Here is a 21,793-nt window from a genome sequence, read left to right on the forward strand (position 1 = left end):
TCAGCTCTGGTGCACCGGCGCCCAAGCACCGGTCCCCACGGCCTCGCGGGAGGGGGCGCCGGCGTCGAACCGGTCAAGCCGGAAGGCGGCGAGTACGGGAGAGGGGGTTCCGGTAAGGATTTCCTCCGCGAGGAGCTCACCGAGGATCAGCCCCAGCGTGGCGCCCGAATGGGTGAAAACCGTGTGCAGGCCCGGTATCGAAGACACCGGGCCCACCACCGGTACACCGTCGCCGGGAATGGGTTTCAGGCCTGCAGCCACCCGCTGGGCGGTCAGCCGGGGGTTCCCCGCGAGTACCTTCGAGGCTTCCTCGAGCAGGCCCTGGACGGACTCCTCGGGAACCGTGAAGGATCCGTCATCTTCGATGATCACAGACTGCTCTGCCCAGTCCGCGTCAAGTACCAGCCTTCCGTCAGGCATGGGCCGCACAGCGACGCGCGGGGTGTTCAGCACGGTCTGCACTTTCAGGTCGAGCGGTTCGGTGAACACCACGAAGGCGGCTGGCGTGGCATCTGGAACCGTTACACCAAGGGCTGCGAGCTGGGCCGGGACCTCGCCGCCGGTTGCCAGCACCACCTGGTCGGCTTCCAGCCGCGTCCCGTCGCCGAGGATGACGCCGCCCGCGGCGCCGTCCCGCACATCCACCCGAACATCCCCGGCATCCTTGATGATCACCGCCCCGTTCTCCGCCGCCTCGGAAGCCAATGCCGTTATGAAGTCGGGCATGTTGACCCAGCCTTCACCAGGGTTGTAGATGGCACCCTCGTCGGCAACCGCAGCGGCATCCACATTCGGGGCGATCCGGGCCACGTCCCTGCTGTCAACCCAGACGGAGTGGTATCCGCCCGAACGCTCGAAGGCGAAGGTGTCGCGGAAGGTTTCGTCCGGGCCTGCCCATTTCAGCGCACCATCGAACCTCAGATAGTCGCGGCTTTCGGGGTGGTGCGCGCTCCAGGTGCGGTAGCGGTCGATAGCAAGCATCCGCAGGTAGTGGTACTCGGCGGAGCGGGCGCCGGAGGAGTTGAGCCATGCGATGGAGCGGCCGGAGGCTCCGCTTGCCAACGGGCCTGACGTGACGAGTGTGACGTGCGCGCCTCCCTTTGCCAGATGGACGGCGGTGGAAACGCCAAGGATTCCGCCGCCGATGACGGCGATTTTCCTGGCGGGGCTGGTGGAGGACATGGTCACTCGCTTTCCTGGGTTGGAAGGTAGGTAATTGGAAGATGTGCCGTGGCGCGGGCGTCAGGCGAGGGCATGGACTTCTTCAATGACTTTCAGGACGTCGACGGCGTCTGCCGGGTCAACTGGGACCGGCCCACCGTGCAGGAGGGCTCCGGCGAGAAGCCGGTAGAACTGGGGATACGCGCCCGGCTCGGCGGGCACGGCGCGTGTTGCGCCGTCGACTCCCAGGAGCCCCCAAGACTCCTGGGACTCAACGCCATATGCCGGGTCCGACGGCGGCAGGCCGGCGTCGAGCGCGGGTTCCTGGCCGTCCAGTCCCCACTTTGTGTAGCCGGCGTGGGAGCCCAGGACATGGAACCGGGGGCCCGCCTGGGCGGCCATGCCGTTCATCCACAGCCGGGAGCGCACCCCCGAGTCATGCAGCAGGGACACGAACGCTTCCGTGGCTGCCGCATCCGGGTTCAGGCCCTGGCGCGCTGATTCGCCGTAGCTGCGCGCCACGGGGCCGAACAGTTGGACGGCCTGGTCAATGAGGTGGGCACCCAGGTCGTGGAGGATTCCTCCGCCCTCGGCTGTGGTGGCGGAATCGCGCCAGTTCCCGAACCCCTCGGGGCGCCACCATTCGAACCGGGATTCGAAGGTCCGGACCTCGCCCAGCGCGCCCTCGTGGAGGAGCTTCCTGAGGGTGAGGAAATCAGCGTCCCAGCGGCGGTTCTGGAAGACCGTCAGCTGCACGCCGGCGTCGGACGCCAAGGCCACGAGTTCCTGCCCGTGGGCCGAGGTGGTGACGAACGGCTTGTCCACCACCACGTGCAGTTTGTGGGCGATCGCCGTCGAAGCGATGCCAAAGTGCGTGGCCGGAGGGGTTCCCAGGATCACCAGGTCGAGGTCCGCCGCCAGCGCGAACATGGCCTCCGCCGTCGGCACGATGCGCGCCTTTGGGTAGCGGGCTGCCGCTGCTGCACCGCGATCCGGGTCCGCGGTGACAATGACATCGAGTGAATAGGACGGGTCTGCCTCAATGAGGGGTGCATGGAAGACCCGTCCCGAGATGCCAAAGCCAACGATGGCGGTACGGATAGGTCCCCGTCCTGCGGACCCCATCAGAGGACCTCGGAGAGGAAACGCTGGAGGCGCTCGCTGCGGGGGTTGTCGAAGATCTCCGCCGGGGTGCCGGCTTCCACCACTTCGCCTTCGTCCATAAAGACCACCTGGTCGGCCACCTTCCGGGCAAAGCCCATCTCATGCGTCACCACCACCATGGTCATTCCCCTCTTGGCGAGCGAGGCCATAAGGGTCAGGACTCCTTTGACGAGCTCGGGGTCCAGGGCGCTGGTGGCCTCGTCGAAGAGCATCACTTCCGGTTCCATGGCGAGGGCACGGGCGATGGCGACGCGCTGCTGCTGCCCGCCGGAAAGGTCCCGGGGGCGGTGGTCGGCGCGTTCGGCGAGGCCCACTTCGGCCAGGCGGCGGTGTGCACGTTCCCTGGCCTGCGCCTTGGACATCTTTTTGACGCTCCAGAGGGCGAGGGCCACGTTCTCCAGGGCGGTGTGGTCCGGGAAGAGGTTGAAGTGCTGGAACACCATCCCGATCCGGCTGCGCAGGATGTCCGGGTTGACCTTCAGCGCACTTTCGCCGGCGAGGACAACGTCACCGCTCTTGGGCTCATGCAGCCTGTTCACGCCCCGGAGGAGGGTGGACTTGCCTGAGCCGGACGGCCCGATGATGCAGGTGGTGGTGCCCGGCGCCACGGCCAGGCTGACGTTGCGGAGGACCTCGATGTCCCCGTACGCCATGGTCAGGTTCTTCAGCTCCAGGCTGGAGCCGTGGAAGGTTTCGATGTCAGCGGTGGTATTCGTGCTGGTGCTGGTGATCATGTGTTGCTCCCGGTGGTGAGCGGTGAGGCCGCGTCCAGTTCCTTGACTTCGTTGAGGCCGCTGGTGGGGGCCGAGGGGCGGCGTTTTCCTGTGCGGAAGCGGGTGTCGAAGTAATTGACAAGGTGGGTGAGCGGCACGGTGATGATGAGGTAGAAGATGCCCGCCATGACCAGGGGGGAGAGGTTCCCGGAGAGCACTGCGGCGTCCTGGCCCACGCGGAAGAGTTCGCGTTCGCTGACCAGCAGTCCGAGGAAGTACACCAGGGAGGAGTCCTTCACAATGGCGATGAACTGGTTCACCAGGGCAGGCAGGACGCGGCGGATGCCCTGCGGGATGACCACAAGTGCCATGGATTTGCCGTAGCTCATGCCCAGGGCGCGGCATGCTTCGCCCTGGCCCTTGTCCACGCTCTGGATGCCGGCGCGGAAGATTTCGCCGATGTAGGCGCTGGCAATCAGGCTGAGGGCGATGATGCCCAGGGGGTAGGGCGAGGGGCCAAAGATCGACTGGCTGAGGCGGGCAAAGCCCTGGCCGATCAGGAGGATGGTCAGGATGGCCGGCAGGCCGCGGAAGAGGTCCGTGTAGATGCGGGCCGGGATGCGCAGCCACCTGGACGGTGAGATGCCCATGACGGCCACCACCATGCCCAGGACAACGCCGATGACGGTGGCGGCGACAGAGATGATGAGGGTGTTGAGGAGGCCTACCGCCAGGAGCTGGGGCAGGACTTCAGCCATGGCGCCGAAGTCGAAGAAGGTGCGGATGATGGTGTTGAGCCAGTCCATTGAATGCTCTCAGGTGTTAGTTGTTCCGGTAGCAGCCGGGCGGGCCTTGGCATGGAAGCGTTCGGCCCGCCCGGACATGCACGTGGTCTACTTGCTTGCTGTCGGGGCCGGGGTTGCGGTCTGTTCTGCCTTCGGGAGGTACTGCTCGGGCATCGGGGAACCCGGGAACCACTTCTCGTAGAGCTTCTTCCAGGTGCCGTCCTCCATCGCTTCGGCCAGCCCCTTGTTGAGGGCCTCCTTGAGGGCGGTCTTGCCCTTGGCGACGGCGAACCCGGCCGGTGCGTCGAAGGACGGGATGTCCGCGGCGCTGACAAGGCCGAACTGTTCTTGGTAGGACTTGGCGGCCTCATAGTCCAGGAAGTGCGCATCCACCGAACCGCTGTTGACGGCGGAGACTGCCGTGTTGTTGTCCGGGAACCGCACCAGGCTGGCGGAGGTGAAATTCTTCACTGCATAGGCTTCCTGCAGTGTTCCCTGCACCACGCCCAGGCGTTTTCCGGAAAGTCCGTCGGCGTTGCTGATGCCGGAGGACTTGGTGGTGATGACGGTGAGGTAGCCGGCCAGGTATCCGTCGGAGAAATCGACAGTTTCCTTGCGCTTGTCCGTGATGCCGATGGCGGCCACGCCGGCGTCGAACTGCCCGTTGGCCACGGCGGCCAGCAGGCCGGAGAAGTCCTGCCCGGTGAAGACCACATCGTCTACGCCGGCGCGGGAGGCAACGTCCGTGAAGAGTTCCACGTCGAAGCCGGTGAACTTACCCTGGGCATCCGTGAACGTATAGGGCTTCGAATCGCCCAGGCTTGCAACCCGGATGGACCCGGGCTCAATGAGGCCGTAAGGGTTTTCAGCCGGCGAGGATGAGGCTGATGAGGAGCCGCCGCAGCCGGAGAGTGCCAGGACGGCGGCAACAGCAGCGGCAATGAGCGCCGCGGGGCGCACAGTGGTTCGAGTAATCACAGCGAGTTTTCCAATCGTGAGGAAGCGGGAGATGGAGGATCAAGATCCGCCGTGGCGGGTTTGCCGGAAACCCTTGCTGAGTCCGGTCTCAATGCCTACGATTGAGACCGGACTCACATCGATGGATAGAAATGTAACCGACGCCACTAAGGGCGTCAAGGGTCCATTACGAAAGGCCGACATGAGTACTGATGCTTCCCGTCGACGCGACGTCACCGTTGCCGACGTCGCCAAGGCCGCGCAGGTGTCCAAGGCCCAGGCGGCCCGTGCCCTGGGAAATTACGGTGCAGTGAGTGATGACGTGCGGGAACGGGTGCAGGCCGCCGCGGAAGAGCTGAACTACCGGCCCAACGAGCTTGCCCGCAGCATGAACACGGGAAAATCAAACACCATCGGCGTGGTGGTGGGCGACATCGAAAACCCGCACTTCGGCCTGGCCACCAGGGGGATCACCGACACCGCCAAGAAGAGCGGCTTCAACGTCATCCTGGTCAATACGGATGAGGACTGGGCGGCGGAAGTGGACGCCGTCAGGGTGCTGCTGGACAAGCGGGTTGACGGCCTGATCGTCGCCCCCGCTTCCTCCGTTGAAACCCGGCACCTGCAGGACGTCCACCATTCCGGAAGGCCGCTGGTCCTGCTGGACCGCACGGCCAAAGGGCTGGATGTGGACACGGTGGCCGTGGACATGGAAGGCATCTCCCATGAATCAACCCGCTATTTGATTGAGGCCGGACACAGCCGGATCGCTTTCATCTCCACGCTTCGGACGAATGACTCCTACGCCACGGGCCTGTCCCTGGGCTCTTCCCAGATCTCGGACCGGCGGGACGGAATCATGCGGGCGTTCCGGGAAGCGGGCGTCAAGGAACCCGACGATCTGGTGCGCTTCAACGCCGACGGACCGGAAACCATCAAGAAGATCACCCGTGAACTGCTGCAGCAGCAGGACCCTGCAACGGCCATCATCGCCTCTGACGGCCTGATCGGGCTCAGTGTTGTGGAGGCCATCCAGGACCTCGGCCTCGCTATTCCGGATGATGTCTCGTTCCTCATGTACGACGATTTCGCCTGGACCCGCCTCACCAGGCCTCCGTTGACGGTGATCGCGCAGCCTGTGTACGAGATGGGCGTCGCAGCCGCTGAGGCCCTCATCCGGCAGATCCAGGGCAGGAAAGCGCCGGCGGCCAAACCCGAATTCGCCGCGACCCTCGTGAAGCGCGGCTCGGTGGGCGGCCCGTCCGGCCGCAAGGGCGGCCATGACGGCCTGCGGAAGGAAAACCTGCCGGCGACGTAAACTTCGCCGGACGTTCATTTCCCCCTCAACGGCGCACCGGCCCGGTCCACGTAGCGTGAAAAACGTTCCGAGCACCACCCGTACCAGCCGTGAGGATTGCCATGATCACCAGCCAGCAGCCCGTCGTCCTGACCAGCAGCAGTATCGACTCCAGCGACGAGGACGTCGTGGAGTCGAACGTCAGCATTGTGGATGCCATGCACGCCGCCCTGCTGCGGACCGAAGAGATGTCGCCTGTCGCCGTCCGCAGCTACTACGTGGATTTCTATCTGGCCCAGGCCTTGGAGGGCGGCTTCGCGCAGTACGTCTTCACCGCCGTCGACCGCTCCGAAACGGACACCGCGGTCCGCGAAGGCATGGCGGGCATGGGCGCCCCTGCCCATCTTGACCTCTTCAACCGGGCAGTCGAGGCATTTGATGACTTGTCCGAAGAAGACGAGGAGCGCTACCTGGACGGCGGCCTGGATGAGGACTCCGAGGAAGTTCCCGACGGCGTCCTCCGGATGGAGGAGCTCGACGGCGAGTTTGAGGAGCTGTTGGAACGGGAGAACATCACGGCACTCAATGCCGCCTGGCTCCGCGGCCAGGCCGAGCTCCTGGTGCTGGACGACGAAGAGGTTGGCGCCTACATCGAGCGGCTTGCGTCAATGATTCCCGATCTGCCGGAACGCCAGGCACAGGCGGACGCCGAGGCCTTGGAGCACGCGCCCGACTTCGAGATCATCATCCGTGAACTCTGCAGCATTGCCGGGTACGAACTCCTGAAGATCACCATGGGCGACCCCAACTACGTCCACAACGGCGAACGTGCCCTGGCCTGGCACTTCTCGACCGACCATGGCGGGTTCCTGATGGTCGAGGAGGACGACGAGGCCTTCATGATTAACCCCGAAACTCAGGAAATCGTGGCAGCCGTGGAGTTCGAAGAAGCGGACGCTGAGATGGCCGACGCCTAGGACGGCCGTCGCCGGCCGCGGCTACGCCAGCTGCACCCGGGTGACTTTTACGGCGCCTTCCAGCACCAGCCGGAAGGCGCCGCCGCGCTCGCGGAATGTTGTGCCGGAGCGAAGCTGAATCTGCAACTCACCGCTGAACCCCACGGCAACCCTGGCGCTGCCCGCGGTGTTCCAGGTGTCCGCGGGGCCGGGCACCTGGATGCAAACCAGGCCGGCAGGCCCCGCAGGTTCGCCGGAAACCACCTCAAGCAGCACCTCATGACCGCCGTCCCCTGGGGCCGAGCTCCAGCCGCGGTAGAGCGCCCAGCCGGGCCAGGTAGTGTCCGCCGGCGCGATCGCCGTGCCGGCCAGCGGTGTTTCGGGCACCAGGGCCAGATTGTGGCAGGAGTCGAAGTTCTCAGCCCGGAACCACCGGCCGGAGCGGCGCCCGGCTCCGGCACTTCCCGCCACGGTGAAGGGCACTGCCAGCGTAAGATCCTCCGCGGACGCGCCCACCAGGAACTGGTAGGTTCCCCGTTCCACCAGCATCCGCTCCTCCACCACGCTGTAGGTGGCAAGCCTCTCGAGCGGCACCCGGACCCTTGCCGTGGCCGTGCCTCCAGCCGGGACCTCCACCCGCTGGTGGCCCACCAGGAGCCGGCGGGGAAAGTCGAAGCGGTGGCCCGGGGCGGACGCGTACACCTGCACCAGTTCCGACGACGGGCGCGTGCCGGTGTTGCGCAGCTCCACCGCCAGTTCCGCCTGGTCCGGGCCCTGGGGGCCTTCACCCCGCAGTTCGCGCAGGGCCACGGATTCGTAGTGCACCTCGCCGTACGTCAGGCCGTGCCCCAGTGCGAACAGGGGTTCCGCGCGGCTGTAGAGGTACGTGGAGCGGGAGGTGATGATGTCGTAGTCCAGGATGTCCGCCAGGTCCGCGTCCCGGCGGAACCAGGTCTGCGGCAGCCGCCCGGACGGCTCCGTATCACCGCTCAGGACATCCGCCACCCCGTTGCCCAGCTCCTGCCCGCCATGGGACGTCCAGGCGATGGCCGGCGTATCGGCGAGCGCGCCGAGGGCATAAGGGTAGGAGGACACAATGACCAACACAGTGCGCGGGTTGGCCTCACGCACCACGCGGACCAGTTCCTGGTCTGCCAGCGGGAGGTCCAGGGTGGTGCGGTCCAGCGTCTCCCGGCCTCCGAGGTGGGGGTCGTTTCCCACCACCACGACGGCGGTGCGGGCATTTGCGGCGGCCTGCCGGGCGGCCTCGTGGCCGGACTTGAGTGTGCGGAGCACAAAGCGGTCGGCCGCGCCGGCGTCGGGAACGAGGGCAGCGCTCGCCGTGCCCGCTTCTATCCGCAGCCACTTCCCGGTCCCCACATGCTGCAGCGCGGCTGTGCCGTCCGCGGCATGGTTTAGCCGGAACGTCTCCTGCACAACCCAGCCACCCACACGGTCAGCCGTGGCGCGCAGGTACCCGTCCCCGGTGTCCGTCACGAACTTCCCGGTCAGTTCCGACTGGAGGGTCAGCTCCCCCTTGCCCCAGTCCTTGACGATAAACCGCTCCGCTTCGCCGGGAGCAGCGGCCCGGGCAGTCAGGACGGCAGTGTTGGCCCCGCCCAGGTACCCGCCGGTCCGGACGCTCCGCAGGGCCACGACGTCGGCACCCTCCTCGGCAACGACGCCGGCTCCGGCGCTTCCGCCGTAGCGGCGGGTGAGCCCGTCTGCGATGCTGACCTCGTCCTGCAGGGTTCCGCTGTACCAGTCGCTCAGCACCCGTGACCCCAGGGTCCCGATGACGGCGATGGTTCCGGGGTCGCTGCCCAGCGGGAGCAGGCCGGCGCCGGCGCCGGTGGTGGCCCCAGTCGCGGCAACGTTGCGCAGCACCACCACCGATTTGGCGGCTGCTTCCCGTGCCAGCCGGACGTGGGCGGGCGCGCCGATGGCGTCCGCCCCGATGGTGGCGTAGGGATCACTGTCCGGCGTGAACTCGCCGGTCCTGGCCCGGAGCATAAGGAGCCGCAGCACCGCCCGGTCAACGTCGTCCTCGCTGATCAGCCCCTTCTCAAGCGCCTCGTTGAGGTAGGCGATGGACGGCGCCGGGTTGTCGCCGTCGTCCGTGAAGCTGTCCACCCCAGCGTGGAGGGCGGCAGCGTAGGCTGCCGGGCCGTCGTCGAAATACTTCTCCGCCCGGAAGAGGGAACCTGGCGCGCCGGCGTCCGTCACGATGGCCACCGACTCCCCGTTGCGCCACTGCCGCAGCTCGGACTGCACCAGGTCGGAGACGTGGGCGGGCCGGCCGTTCACCAGGTTGTAGGACAGCATCACCGCCCCCGCCACCCCGTCCTCGATGGGGGAGCGGTACGCCGGAAGTTCGTATTCGTGCAGGACCCGAGGGCTGAGGATGCTGGAGGTGACGTTCCTGTCCAGCTCGTTGTTGTAGCCGAGGAAGTGCTTGAGGGTGGGGACGGTCAGCCAGGTGCGGGGGTCCCTGCCCTTGAGGCCGCGGCAGTAGGCGCCGGCCAGCTGCGCGGTGAGGTGCGGGTCCTCGGAGAAGCCTTCCTCGTTCCGCCCCCACAGCGGGTGCCGGAGCGGGTTCACCACTGGCGCCCAGGCGTTCAGGCCCACGGACGGGTCCTCCGCCTTCTTTCCGCGGAGCTCAAGGCCCGTGGCCTCGCCGAGCCGTTCGATCAGGTCCGCATCCCAGGTGGCGGCCATGCCCACGGGCTGCGGAAAGACGGTGGCCGGTCCCAGCCAGGCGACACCATGCGCGGCCTCCGCCCCCGTGTGGAAAGGCGCCAACCCCAGCTCCGGAACAGCCGGGGCGTGCTGGTGCAGCATGGCCACCTTCTGCTCAAGGGACAGCGTGCGAAGGATCTGGTGGGCCAGCCTTGCTGCGTGTCCGTCCGCGCCCGCCGTGCCGCCGCCGCCGATGGCGCCAACAATGTCGTCACCCGCGGCGTCAGCGGCAGGGGAGGGAAGGATGGCGGGTTCTAGGCGCACGGCAGTCCAATCAGCAGGTTATCGAATCGCTTATACAAATTCTGGCGACACCCAGTGTTGCACTCCCGCTTGTGAGGCGCAACACATTTTGCCCTTGCCGGATCCAGTGCTGGTGTCATACCCTGATCCAAGTCGAATCGGTTCGATGAATCATTGAATCTTCCCTCATTGGCTCACACACAAAGGAGTGCTGTCATGCTCGGTTCCCAGGTAGACCCGTCAAGGGGACGCCCCCATAAATCCGCCAGCCGCCTGCTCAACGAGGCCTCCGGCGGCGTCAACCGCCGTTCCTTCCTCGGCATCCTCAGCGGTGCGGTGTTCCTGGCGGCGGCCCCTGCAGCGCTGACGGCCTGCTCGGGAGGCGCCGCGCCGCAGGCAGCCACTTCCGGAAGCCTGGCCGAAACGGTGGCCAAGCTGGTGCCCGCCTACAAGCCCCTCGAACTGGTCACACCGGACATCCCCTCCGTGAACGGCTCCACGCCGGGCTTCACCAGCATCCCCTCGTCCCTGGTCAAGTCCGTGCCCACGCCTCCCGGAAGCGGCGGAACCTACACGGCCATGACGCCCGCCTGGTGGGCCGTCCCGCCTGCGCTGCCGGAAAACAGCTACTACAAGGCGGTCAACGAAAAGCTCGGCGCCACCATCAACTTCCAGGTCAACGATGGCAACGCCTACGCGGACAAGGTGCAGACAGTCCTCGCCTCGCCCAAGGACGTGCCGGACTGGATGGTCATTCCGGGATGGAACCTGCCGCCGCGCTTCGGGCAGGCGGCCGCGGGCGTCTTCCAGGACCTCTCCGAATTCATCGCAGGGGACAAAGTCAACAAATACCCCAACCTGGCGAACATTCCGACGGCCGCTTGGAAGATGGGCTGCTTCGAGGGCGGCCTTTACGGGTTGCCCTATCCCGGCGCCCTGATCTCGGACGCCATCTTCTACCGCGCGGACCTCTTCGAGGAACTCGGCGTCAAGCCCCCCACGTCCGCCGACGAATACCGCACGCTGGCCAAGGAACTCACGGACGAATCCAAGAACCGCTGGGGTTCAGAAGACGTCTGGAACGGTGCACAGATCATGCACGGCGTGGTCCCCAAGTGGAAGCAGGTGGACGGCAAGCTGCAGAACAAGGTGGAAACGGACGAGTACCGGGCCGCCCTTGAATGGACGGCGAAACTGTTTGCCGACGGCTCGGTCCACCCGGACGCCGTGGCCGGCAACGCGCAGCAGTCCAAGCAGCGCTTCGAATCCGGCGCCTCGCTGATGGCCTCCGACGGCATGGGCTCCTGGCACGAGGCCCTGGCCCGCGTCCTTCCGTCCAACCCGAAGTTCAACATGCAGCCCATGGACTACTTCGCCCCGGACGGCGGCAAGCCCACCCTGTTCCGGGCCCAGCCGGCAGCGATCTTCAGCTTCATCAAGAAAACGGACCCCGCCAAGGTGGAGGAGATGCTGGCACTGGCCAACTTCATGGCGGCCCCTTTCGGCACCGAGGAGAACGTGCTGATCAACAACGGCGTGGAGGGCGTCCACTTCACCAGGGACGCGCAGGGCATCCCGAAGGCCACGGCCAAGGGCAGCGAGGAAGTCACCAGCACCTACGCGTTCCTGGTGAACGCCCCGATCGTGAACTCCATGGTCCAGTACCCGGGGCTGGTGCAGTCCCAGTCCGAGTGGGAGGCACGCCAGGCACCCAACGTTGTGGAGGACGCCTTCTTCGGCATGCAGATCCAGGAGCCGGCCAAGTTCGGCTCACTGTCCAAGCCGTTTGACGACCTTGCCAAGGACATCATCCGCGGCCGCAAGAGCATGAAGGACCTCGACGCCGAGCTCGCCACCTGGAAGAGCAAGGGCGGCGACGAACTCCGGGACTTCTACGCCGGATTCCTGGCCTAGGAGATGGCGAGGATGAGCACCGGAACAGAGCGCACAGCAGCGCCGCGGCAGGAAGTCGCCGCGGCGCCGGCCCGTGGGCACTCGGCAGGACATACGACGGCGGCCGGCGGGTTGGGTGCCCCGGGGCAGGGCGGCGGCGGCTCAGGTGGCGGCGGGGCAACTGCCGGCAGCACGGCCCTCCCCCTGAGGCCGAAGGCCAACCTCAAACTGCGGTTCAACCGGGACCGCTCCCTGGTATTCATGGCACTGCCCGCCGTGATCCTGCTGGCGATTTTCGCGTACCTGCCCATGCTGGGCAACGTGGTGGCCTTCCAGGACTACTCCCCGTATGTGGGGATTCCGGCCAGCCCCTGGGTGGGGCTGGACAACTTCGCGCGGGTGCTGGCGGACCCCGACTTCTGGCTGGCCGTCAAGAACACGCTGGTGATCACGGCGTTCCAGCTGGTGTTCTTCTTCCCAATCCCCATCGCCCTGGCCATGCTGCTCAACTCCCTGGTCAACCCGCGGCTGCGGGCAGCCATCCAGGCCGTGGTGTACCTGCCGCACTTCTTTTCCTGGGTGCTGGTGGTCTCCGTCTTCCAGCAGATCTTCGGCGGCGCCGGGCTGCTGAACCAGTCGCTGCGTGCCAACGGCTGGCAGGCCGTGGACATCATGACCAACCCGGACACGTTCCTGTTCCTGCTCACCTCCCAGGCCGTCTGGAAGGACGCAGGCTGGGGCATCATCGTGTTCCTCGCGGCCCTCAGTGCCATCGACCCCGCGCAGTATGAAGCAGCGGCGGTGGACGGTGCCGGCCGGTGGAAGCGCATGTGGCACGTCACACTCCCCGGTCTCCGCAGCGTCATCGTTCTGCTGCTCATCCTGAGGCTGGGGGACTCGCTGACCGTGGGCTTCGAGCAGATGATCCTGCAGCGGGACGCCGTGGGGGCCGAGGCATCCGAGGTCCTGGACACCTTCGTGTACTACACCGGCGTGCAGAACGGCGACTGGAGCTACGCTGCCGCCGCCGGCCTGATCAAGGGCCTGGTGAGCCTGGCGCTGATCCTGACTGCCAACAAAGTTGCCCACATCTTCGGTGAGAGCGGTGTCTATTCCAAATGAGCACACTAACCAACAAGGCGCCCACCCTAGCCAGTGCCGCCAAACCACCCAGGCAGCCGCGCACCAAACCGGAACGCCCCATCTGGGACGAAGAACCCGGAGCGGCGGCGAAGGCCGGCAAGATCGTGGTGCTGGCCGTCGTCGTCCTGGCAGTCCTGGGGCCGCTGTACACGATCGTCCTCACCAGCATCTCCTCCCAGGCCACTATCACGCAGGCCGGCGGGCTGGTCCTGGTCCCCGGGGAAATTTCCTTCGCCGCCTACCAGCAGATCCTCAGCGGCGGGGTGGTCACCAGGGCGGTGCTGGTCAGCGTGGGCGTCACGGCCACCGGAACGGCCCTGAGCATGGTGGTGTCCATCCTCTGCGCGTACGGCCTGTCCCGGCCGGGGTCCTTCGCCCACACGCCTATCCTGTTCACCCTGCTGATCACCATGTTCTTCAGCGCAGGCATCATCCCGGCGTACCTGCTGGTGTCCGGCCTGGGCCTGATCAACACCTACTGGGCGCTGATCCTGCCCAGCTGCATCTCGGTGTTCAACATCATCATCCTGCGCGGCTTCTTCATGGGCATCGACCGGGGGATCCTGGACAGCGCCAGGATTGACGGCGCTAGCGAGTGGCGCACCCTCACCCAGATCGTGCTGCCCATGTCCAAGGCCGTTACCGCCGTCATCGCCCTGTTTTACGGGGTGGGCTATTGGAACGCGTTCTTCAACGCCATCCTCTACATCAATGACAGCTCCATGAACCCGCTGCAGGTGGTGCTCCGGTCCTATGTGCTCCAGGGTGTTTCTGTGCCCGGCCAAGTGGATGTTGGCACCGGGGCGGCGGCAGGCCCGGCGCTGCAGATGGCCGTGATCGTGCTCGCCATGATCCCCATCCTGATCGTCTACCCCTTCGTGCAGAAGCACTTCACCAAAGGTGTGATGATCGGCGCGGTCAAGGGATGAGCGTTCCCGTGTCCCTGCGGCAGCTGTCAGCGGACCGCCGCGGTGCTTGCCCCCTCGGAGAGGGTGGGGGCGATGAGCCGCAGCTCGGCGGGCTTGGCCAGGCTCAGCCGGTCCATCACCATCTCCACGGCGGCGCGGCCGATGTCCATGGCGGGGATGGACACCGCCGTCCAGGGCAGGAAGGCGGACGTGGCCACATCGGCGGGGGCTATGACCACCACCGAGATGTCTTCCGGGACGGAGAGGCTGTGCGCGGCGAGGTTCTCGCGCAGGATGGGCAGCAGTCCCTCGTTGTGCACCAGGAGGGCGGTGATGGCCTCCGGACCGGCGAAGACCTTGTCCAGCGCGCGGGCCAGGTCCTTGGAGTTCGCCTCGCAGGCCACCGAAACATGCGTGACCTCAAGTTCCCGGCATGCCTCCTCGAAACCGCGCAGGGCCCGGTCCGCATAGGTGGCGTGCCGGCGCAGCGAGGCGGGCGGGGAACCGATGAAGGCGATGCCGCGGTGGCCCAGCTCCACCAGATGGCGGACCGCGGTGCGGGAGGCGCCGGCGAAGTCGAAGTCAACGCAGCTGAGGCCACGCGGATCGTCCGGCATGCCGATCAGCACTGCGGGCTTGTCCAGCTTGGCCAGCACGGGGATGCGCGGATCGCGGGCCTCGATGTCCATCATCACCAGGCCGTCCACCATGGACTGGGACGTCACCCGCTCAATGCTGCCGGCGTCGTCCTGGGTCAGGAGCAGGACGTCCTGGTTGAACGTCCGGGCGGTGGTCACCACGGCGGTGACGAACTGCATCACCACACCCACGTTGACATCCGCGCGGAGGGGCACCACCAGCCCCAGGACATTGGAGCGGCTGGAGGCCAGGGCGCGGGCACTGGACCGGGGACTGTACTTCAGCCGCCGCATCGCCGCTTCGACGATTTCGCGGGTTTCTTTCGATATGGGACGGTTCCCGCTCATCACGTAGGACACGGTACTCGTGGAAACCCCCGCCTCTTTGGCCACGTCACTGATGGTCGCCGCCGTTGAAGCCTTTCGATTACTCATATCCATCATTTAACCAAGGAATTCCATGCATCCTCGAAGCCACGGCCTGAGCGCCGTGACAGAGCGGGCCGGGCTGCTCTTCGGCGCCGATTACAACCCCGAGCAGTGGCCGGAGGAAAGCTGGCCGGAGGACATCCGGCTGATGCAGCAGGCAGGCATCAACCTGGTCACCCTGGGCGTCTTCAGCTGGGCACGCCTGCAGCCCACCGAGGGCACCTGGGACTTCGGCTGGCTGGACCGGATCCTTGCCCTCCTCGACGAGGGAAACATCAAGGTCTGCCTGGCCACGCCCACCGCATCGCCGCCGCCCTGGCTGGGACACCGCTACCCCAGCACACTGCCCACGGACGCAGCCGGAACGACGCTCTGGTACGGCTCCCGCAACCAGTTCTCGCCGTCGTCGGCCGTGTACCGCAGCGCCGCACGGCAGGTCACCGCAGCGCTCGCCGAGCGGTACGGCCAGCACCCCGCCGTGGTGATGTGGCACGTGGGGAACGAGCTGGGACAGATCAGTTACGACGACGAAACGGCCGCCGCGTTCCGCACCTGGCTGCTGCGCCGCTACGGCTCCCTCGACCACCTGAACTCCGTTTGGGGCACCACCTTCTGGAGCCAGGGCTACAGCACCTGGGAGGAAATCCTGCCGCCGCGCACGGCGCCGTACCTCCACAACCCCACGCAGGTCCTGGATTTCAAGCGCTTCACCTCGGAGTCGCTGCTCAGACTTTTCACCGCTGAACGGGACATCATCCGCCAGTACTCCCCGGATGTACCGGTCACCACCAACCTGATGGGGTTCTTCCGCGGCGCGGACTACTTCAGCTTCGCGGGGGAAACGGACCTGGTGGGCAACAACTGGTACACCGATCCCGGGCAGCCGCAGACCTGGGAACTGGGCGCCCTCACCCACGACCTGTGCCGCGGACTGGCCGGAGGAACACCCTGGCTACTGATGGAATCGGCAGCCTCCGCGGTGAACTGGCGGCCCCACAACAGCGCCAAGGAACCCGGGGCCCTCCGCGTGGACTCGTTCTCCGCCCTAGCCCGCGGTTCCGACGGCATCTGCTTCTTCCAGTTCCGCCAGTCCGCCTTCGGCGCCGAACGCTTCCACTCCGCCGTGGTGCCGCTGGCAGGGGAGGACACCCGCGTGTTCCGCGAAGTCGCGGAGCTCGGCTCCCAGCTGCAGGACCTGCGGTTCCTCGCCGGCACCCCGGCGCCGTCCCGGATCGCCATCCTGTTCGACTGGGACAGCTGGTGGGCGGCGGAGGCCCCGGACTGCCCCACGGACCGGCTCGGCGTCCTGGACCAGCTGCAGGCCTACTACCGGCCGCTGCTGCGGCGCGGCCTGGCCGTGGAAGTGGTGCACCCCTCAACGCCGCTGGACCGGTTCGACCTGGTGCTCGTCCCCAGCCTCTTCCTCCTCACCGAGGACCATGCCGGGGCGCTGACGGCATGGGTGCGCCGGGGCGGGACGGCCGTCGTCGGGCCCTTCACGGGGGTGGCGGACAGCAACGGGCACCTCCGGCAGGGACGGTTCCCCTCGGTCCTGGCGGCCATGCTGGGCGTCAGCGGCGAGGAATGGCGGCCCCTGGTGGAAGGAATCGGCCTTAAATTCGCGGCACCCGGCCCGGGCCGCGTCTCCGCAGATGCACCCGCCGGCCTCCAGGCCACTGTGTGGTCCGAGGACCTGCGCCTGGACGGTCCCGGCGCTGCGGCGGCGGCCACGTTTGCCTCCGGCGCACTGGCCGGAAAACCGGCAGTAGTCCGGAACAGCCACGGCCGCGGCACCGCCTGGTACGCCGGGTGCGACCTGCCCGGTCCCGCGCTGGGGCACATCGTGGGGGAGGCCCTGGCGGCAGCCCGCATTTCCTCGCCGGTGGCAGGACTGCTGCCGGACGACGTCGAACTTGCCACCCGCGGCGGCCACCACTTCCTGCTGAACCACAGCGCGGAACCGCGCACCGTGACGCTCGCCGAGCAGTCTGTGGACGCGCTCACCGGGGACGCCTGCGGGCCCCGCCTGACCCTGGAACCGTACGGCGCCCTGGTCCTCAAAGACAGCCTTGCCCCTCTTGAGAACGGAAACTGAGATCCCATGAAATTCACCGACGGCTACTGGCTGTACCGCAAAGGCTTCTCGGCGCTGCACCCGCGCGACGTGTCCGACGTGGTGGAGGACGAGCGGACCCTGACGGTCTACGCACCCACCAAGCGCATCACTTCCCGCGGCGATGCCCTGAACCTTCCCCAGCTGACGGTCACCTTCGACGCGCCCCTGCCGGACGTCATCGGCGTGACCATCGAGCACTTCCAGGGCGGGCTGGACAACGGCCCGCACTTTGACGTGAACCGGACAGGACCGGCGCCGCTGTTCAGCCGGGACGGGGACACCGCCAGCATCACCTCCGGCGGGCTCACGGCACGTATCAGCACGGACGGGGACTGGGGGGTCGATTTTCTGGGCAACGGCAGGTTGCTGACCACCTCCACGCCGCGCAGCGTCGGTGTTATCACGGACGACGCCGGGCGGACGTTTGTGCACGAACAGCTCAGCCTGGGCGTGGGCACCAACGTGTACGGCCTGGGCGAGCGCTTCGGCGCGTTCGTCAAGAACGGCCAGTCGGTGGACATCTGGAACGAGGACGGCGGGACCTCCAGCGACCTCGCCTATAAGAACGTGCCGTTCTTCATCACCAACGACGGCTACGGGGTGTTCGTGAACCACCCGGAGAAGGTGTCCTTCGAGGTGGGGTCGGAGGTGGTGTCCCGCACCCAGTTCAGTGTGGAGGGCCAGAAGCTCCAGTACTTCATCATCCACGGGCCCTCGCCCAAGGACATCATCCGGCGGTACACCGAACTGACCGGGCGGCCATCACGGATCCCGGCCTGGTCCTATGGCCTGTGGCTCTCCACCTCTTTTACCACGGACTACGACGAAAAGACCGTGAACTCCTTCATTGACGGGATGGAGGAGCGGAAGCTGCCCCTGTCCGTCTTCCACTTCGACTGCCACTGGATGAGGTCCTTCCACTGGAGCGACTTCGTCTGGGACCCCGCCACGTTCCCTGACCCGGAGGGCATGCTGGCCCGGCTCCACGACCGGGGGCTGAAGGTCTGCGTGTGGATCAACCCGTACATCGCCCAGCGCTCGCACCTGTTCCGGGAGGGCCTGGAGCGGGGCTTCCTGGTCAAGCGGCCGGACGGGTCGGTATGGCAGTGGGACATGTGGCAGGCGGGCATGGGGCTGGTGGACTTCACCAACCCGGACGCCGTGCTCTGGTACCAGGACAAACTCCGCGGCCTGCTGGGCCAGGGCGTTGACTCGTTCAAGACGGACTTCGGCGAGCGCATCCCCACCGATGTGGTGTGGCACGACGGGTCCGATCCGGACAGGATGCACAACTACTACGCGCAGCTGTACAACAGGACGGTTTTCGACCTGCTGTCCAAGGAACTGGGCGAAGGCGAAGCCGTGGTGTTTGCCCGTTCCGCCACCGCCGGCGGCCAGACCATGCCGGTGCACTGGGGCGGTGACTGCGAATCCACGTTCGCGGCCATGGCTGAATCGCTCCGCGGCGGGCTGTCCCTGGCGGCGTCGGGCTTCTCCTTCTGGAGCCACGACATCGGCGGCTTTGAGGGCACGCCCGAGCCGGAAATCTTCAAACGGTGGATCGCGTTCGGACTGCTGTCCTCGCACTCGAGGCTGCACGGCTCCAACTCCTACCGTGTGCCGTGGCTGGTGGATGAGGAATCCGTGGACGTGCTCCGGCACTTCACGGAGCAGAAAATGCGGCTGATGCCCTACCTGCAGATGGCGGCGGAGCAGGCGTACGCGGAGGGTATTCCCCTGATGCGTCCGCTCTTTATGGAGTTCCCCGAGGACCCGGGCTGCGCGCACCTGGACCGGCAGTACATGCTGGGGCCGGACATCCTGGTGGCACCGGTCATGGCCCCGTCCGGGACCGTGTCCTTCTACCTGCCCGAGGGCACCTGGACGCACCTGGAAACAGGGGAGCAGCTGGCTGGCCCGCGATGGCACCGCAAGGAGTATTCGGTGATGCAGGCTGCCACCTGGGTCCGGGAAGGGGCTGTGCTGCCCATCGGTACAGTGTCGGACCGGCCGGACTACGACTGGGCGCGGGACATGCAGTTCCGGGCGTTCGCCGCGCCGGACGGGACACGGCACATTGCTGTGCCCTCGCCGGACGGTTCCACCACGGCCTTCGAGGTGACCGTCAGCGGCGGCGACGTTTCCGCCGTCGTAGTCTGATGGAATCTGTCACCGAGGCGAGGATACCCGCAGCCATGAAGACCCTGGGCCGCACCGGCCTCCCTGTCACCGATGTGTGCGTCGGCACGAGTTCGCTGGGAAACCACCCGCGGAACGGCAGTGAGGCGGAGCGGACGGATACGGCTGTGGCCGCCGTCCGCGCCGCCCTGGCCGGACCCTTCAACTTCCTGGACACCTCCAACGAATACGGGCACGACGGCGGCAGCGAGCGCTGGATCGGGCAGGCCATCCGGGAAGCGGGCGGGCTGCCGGAGGGCTTTGTTCTGTCCACGAAAGTGGATCCCATCGTGGGGACGGCGGACTACTCCGGCGACCGTGTCCGGCGCAGCGTGGAGGAGAGCCTTGAGCGGCTGGGGCTGGACAGGCTGCCACTGGTCCACCTCCATGATCCGGAGAAGATCAGCTTCGGGGAGGGTGTTGCGGCGGGCGGGCCGTTGGAGGCGCTCGTTGATCTGAGGGACCAGGGGGTGATTGGGCACCTCGGCGTGGCCGGCGGACCCATCGACCTGGAACTGAAGTACCTGGCCCTGGATGTGTTCGACGTGGTGATCAGCCACAACCGGTACACGCTGGTGGACCAGACGGCGGAGCCGCTCATCGAGGACGCACGACGGCGGGGCGTCGCCTTCATCAATGCCGCGCCTTTTGGCGGCGGCCTGCTGGTGAAAGGACCCGACGCCACCGCCAACTACTGCTACCGGCCGGCCAGCGCGGAACTGCTGGGCCGTGTCCGGGAGATGCAGGAGCTCTGCCGCGAGTACTCGGTGCCGCTCGCCGCCGCGGCGCTGCAGTTCTCCACCCGCGATCCCCGCATCACCTCAACCATCGTGGGGATGGCGGAGCCAGAGCGGGTGGCCGAAGCCGCCCGCCTGGCGCAGTGGAGCATCCCGGAGGACTTCTGGGAACGCATGCTGCCGCTGGCTTCCGCCGGGAACGCGGACTTGAGGTAGGGGTCCGACGTCTCTCGAAACTGAGAGTCAGTACACCGAATCAAGCTGGAGGATACGAGGCTGATGTGTAGCGTTTACGGCACCCCTTCACCGGGCATTTTTGCGGGCGGGTCTTACGGGAATCGTCGGGCACCGGGTATGACTCTCGGCGCTAAATGACGGCTTTTTCACGGCGCTATTTGTCGCATGGCGCAGCCAGCAAGAGGACTCCCCACCGGGGCTGTCCCGTCGCCTGGTTGGGGCCGCAGACGACGCGCTTGGCATGTATAGGACTTGTGGCGAGGCGTCACTCAGGTGGAGGTTGCGTTTCCGTGAGATCAACATGCTGCTCGCGCTCTGGAATCGCACGGGCGGAATCCGCGGGCGGTGTTCCATGGTGTTGCAGCCAAGCATTGGATTCCGCGTCTCAGTGCGCGACGATTTCGACAGCGACGGAGTCCCATCGATAAACGTTGGTCCCGGCGGGTGGACGCTGGGACGTGATGTAGAAAAGTCCCGGCCAAGCAAGCTCCCCGATAGGCGGTCCGTCTGGATCAGGGTTCGCCAAGGCAACGCCGGCATCGGCCGCCACATCTCGCCCGACGTGAAATGGTAAACCCACGAGATCGGGGACCGTAACCCCTGTCGGCGAACCTCTCACTCATTTTCACAATTTCCTCTGAAAGGTGTCTGCTGTAGCGGGTTAACGCCAGCTTGGCGGCAGACGCACTGTGATCGCAAGGGGATCGTGTGGCGGCCACTGGTCAGCGAGCCGTTGGCTTGGCGGACCTCGGCGCTGTGGTTGAAGAGCCGCAGATCATCGTAGACGGATTCGTTTATGGCGGCCTGTTGGGGACGGGCTGGAGGCGGGCGGGCATAGGTAGTGGGTAGTGGACTGCGGCTGCAATCCGCCCCTTGAAGGTCTTCGCGCCTGAAGCGTAACCTGCACGCAAGAAGCGGAGACTGCAAGATTGGGCTAGGAGCGCGGCATGAATGTGCTGAGCCAGATACTCGCCGGATCCACCGGCCTGGCGCTGATAAGCGTTGGCATCCTGGAGATCTTCTTCCATGGCGACCAACGGTTCCACCGGATCTTCCTGATCAGGCAGGAAAACGTGCACGCAGTCCGGATGTGGGCGATGAATGTTGGCGCCTACAACATCACCTTCGGCTTGGGCATCGCAGTGGGCCTGTGGCTGGTGAACTTCTCAGGCACTCCCACCAGCGGGTCGGCCATAGTTATCTTCTGCTGCTCGTGCCACGTCTTCCTTGGTTTCTGGCTGTGGGTCACAGAGAAGCGCCTCCTGGTCAGCGCCATCGGCCAGGCACTCTTCCCGGCGCTGGCAATCGTCTTCTACGTTCTCGTTCACTAGGGGTGGTAGTTGGCGAATGCTAGTGGCGGCGTTTTTTGTTGATTCGCGTCACAGCAGCGCCCGTATGGTGGTGGCTCTACGGACCGCTTGAAGCGTCCGCAAGAGGATCCCCAATCGAACGCCCAAGCGCCCGTTGGGCCCTAACGGGACGACTCGAGCTGCCTACTA

Annotated in this window: 16 protein-coding genes; 9 read left to right on the forward strand and 7 right to left on the reverse strand. The window is 66.4% G+C overall.

Going from position 1 to position 21,793, the window contains the following annotated elements:
- The 5 genes from AC6CHP_RS07975 to AC6CHP_RS07995 all read right to left on the reverse strand — a co-directional run bounded on the left by AC6CHP_RS07975 (position 1) and on the right by AC6CHP_RS07995 (position 4,798).
- Positions 1-1,182: an NAD(P)/FAD-dependent oxidoreductase gene (locus AC6CHP_RS07975; protein ID WP_498229295.1), complete on the reverse strand. Its 1,182-nt coding sequence runs from the start codon at positions 1,180-1,182 to the stop codon at positions 1-3.
- 60 nt (positions 1,183-1,242) lie between these two features.
- Positions 1,243-2,286 (reverse strand): Gfo/Idh/MocA family protein, encoded by a 1,044-nt coding sequence (locus tag AC6CHP_RS07980; protein ID WP_498229034.1) that lies wholly within the window; start codon positions 2,284-2,286, stop codon positions 1,243-1,245.
- The gene (locus AC6CHP_RS07985) at positions 2,286-3,059 is read right to left on the reverse strand and encodes an amino acid ABC transporter ATP-binding protein (protein WP_229675390.1); all 774 of its coding nucleotides are present in this window, start codon (positions 3,057-3,059) and stop codon (positions 2,286-2,288) included. The genes AC6CHP_RS07980 and AC6CHP_RS07985 overlap by 1 nt, the downstream gene beginning before the upstream one ends.
- Complete coding sequence (locus tag AC6CHP_RS07990; protein ID WP_104186508.1) at positions 3,056-3,844, reverse strand: amino acid ABC transporter permease; 789 nt, start codon at positions 3,842-3,844, stop codon at positions 3,056-3,058. Before AC6CHP_RS07990 ends, AC6CHP_RS07985 begins: the two co-directional genes overlap by 4 nt.
- Before the next feature lie 87 nt (positions 3,845-3,931).
- Positions 3,932-4,798: an ABC transporter substrate-binding protein gene (locus tag AC6CHP_RS07995; protein WP_188731725.1), complete on the reverse strand. Its 867-nt coding sequence runs from the start codon at positions 4,796-4,798 to the stop codon at positions 3,932-3,934.
- A gap of 184 nt (positions 4,799-4,982) precedes the next feature.
- Between AC6CHP_RS07995 and AC6CHP_RS08000 the strand changes: the two genes are divergently transcribed.
- Positions 4,983-6,098, forward strand: a complete 1,116-nt coding sequence (locus tag AC6CHP_RS08000; RefSeq protein ID WP_498229037.1) for a LacI family DNA-binding transcriptional regulator — start codon at positions 4,983-4,985, stop codon at positions 6,096-6,098.
- Positions 6,099-6,199: 101 nt separating this feature from the next.
- Positions 6,200-7,054: a DMP19 family protein gene (locus AC6CHP_RS08005; protein ID WP_498229039.1), complete on the forward strand. Its 855-nt coding sequence runs from the start codon at positions 6,200-6,202 to the stop codon at positions 7,052-7,054.
- A gap of 21 nt (positions 7,055-7,075) precedes the next feature.
- On the opposite strand, the gene AC6CHP_RS08010 is transcribed toward AC6CHP_RS08005, so the two are convergent.
- Positions 7,076-10,036, reverse strand: a complete 2,961-nt coding sequence (locus AC6CHP_RS08010) for a glycoside hydrolase family 3 C-terminal domain-containing protein (protein WP_498229041.1) — start codon at positions 10,034-10,036, stop codon at positions 7,076-7,078.
- A gap of 195 nt (positions 10,037-10,231) precedes the next feature.
- Between AC6CHP_RS08010 and AC6CHP_RS08015 the strand changes: the two genes are divergently transcribed.
- From AC6CHP_RS08015 to AC6CHP_RS08025, 3 genes are read left to right on the forward strand one after another with little or no spacing between them, the layout of a single operon-like run.
- Positions 10,232-11,929: an extracellular solute-binding protein gene (locus AC6CHP_RS08015; protein ID WP_377192847.1), complete on the forward strand. Its 1,698-nt coding sequence runs from the start codon at positions 10,232-10,234 to the stop codon at positions 11,927-11,929.
- A 12-nt stretch (positions 11,930-11,941) separates the two neighbouring features.
- Positions 11,942-13,030 (forward strand): ABC transporter permease, encoded by a 1,089-nt coding sequence (locus AC6CHP_RS08020; protein WP_427116075.1) that lies wholly within the window; start codon positions 11,942-11,944, stop codon positions 13,028-13,030.
- Positions 13,027-13,980, forward strand: a complete 954-nt coding sequence (locus AC6CHP_RS08025; RefSeq protein WP_498229044.1) for a carbohydrate ABC transporter permease — start codon at positions 13,027-13,029, stop codon at positions 13,978-13,980. The genes AC6CHP_RS08020 and AC6CHP_RS08025 overlap by 4 nt, the downstream gene beginning before the upstream one ends.
- 26 nt (positions 13,981-14,006) lie before the next feature.
- On the opposite strand, the gene AC6CHP_RS08030 is transcribed toward AC6CHP_RS08025, so the two are convergent.
- Entirely contained in the window at positions 14,007-15,032 is a 1,026-nt protein-coding gene (locus tag AC6CHP_RS08030; protein ID WP_174176318.1) for a LacI family DNA-binding transcriptional regulator, read from the reverse strand.
- Positions 15,033-15,057: 25 nt separating this feature from the next.
- Between AC6CHP_RS08030 and AC6CHP_RS08035 the strand changes: the two genes are divergently transcribed.
- From AC6CHP_RS08035 to AC6CHP_RS08050, 4 genes are all read left to right on the forward strand, one after another.
- Positions 15,058-17,121 carry a beta-galactosidase gene (locus AC6CHP_RS08035; RefSeq protein WP_498229046.1) on the forward strand — a complete coding sequence of 688 codons (2,064 nt, stop codon included), beginning with the start codon at positions 15,058-15,060 and terminating at the stop codon, positions 17,119-17,121.
- Between the two features lie 6 nt (positions 17,122-17,127).
- Positions 17,128-19,302 carry an alpha-xylosidase gene (yicI, locus tag AC6CHP_RS08040; protein WP_498229048.1) on the forward strand — a complete coding sequence of 725 codons (2,175 nt, stop codon included), beginning with the start codon at positions 17,128-17,130 and terminating at the stop codon, positions 19,300-19,302.
- Entirely contained in the window at positions 19,302-20,273 is a 972-nt protein-coding gene (locus tag AC6CHP_RS08045; RefSeq protein WP_498229050.1) for an aldo/keto reductase, read from the forward strand. The genes yicI and AC6CHP_RS08045 overlap by 1 nt, the downstream gene beginning before the upstream one ends.
- Positions 20,274-21,241: 968 nt before the next feature.
- Entirely contained in the window at positions 21,242-21,625 is a 384-nt protein-coding gene (locus AC6CHP_RS08050; RefSeq protein WP_377192835.1) for a DUF1304 family protein, read from the forward strand.
- Positions 21,626-21,793 lie beyond the last annotated feature (168 nt).

The organism is Pseudarthrobacter sp. GQ63, from assembly GCF_059758765.1.